This window comes from Microbacterium sp. B19 (assembly GCF_000333395.1).
Classification (GTDB): domain Bacteria; phylum Actinomycetota; class Actinomycetes; order Actinomycetales; family Microbacteriaceae; genus Microbacterium.
This window is the reverse complement of record NZ_BADA01000338.1, coordinates 1-213: the sequence shown is the minus strand read 5'-3', so window position 1 is coordinate 213 and position 213 is coordinate 1. Positions and strand designations below refer to the sequence as shown.

At 70.0% G+C, this 213-nt stretch carries 1 protein-coding gene; it reads right to left on the bottom strand.

What is annotated here, in order from left to right:
- Window positions 1-21: 21 nt before the first annotated feature.
- The coding region (locus I5G_RS22195) for an endonuclease/exonuclease/phosphatase family protein (RefSeq protein WP_036327939.1) at window positions 22-213 on the bottom strand (192 nt) is incomplete at its 5' end.

Sequence of the window (213 nt, the reverse complement as noted above, 5' to 3'; positions counted from 1 at the left end):
CAATCGCCGGGCCCCGTTCGTTCAACCCAACTGCACCCATGCCGGCGCGTGGTCACTCGGGCGTTCCCAGGTACGCGGCTCGCGGTCGATGCCCGAGGCCACCGCGCTGCCCTTCAGCGCGTCGGAGACCAGGGTCAGATCGATGCGCAGGCCCAGGTTGCGGCGGAAGCCAGCGGCACGGTAATCCCACCAGCTGAAGGTGCCCGCCTCGTC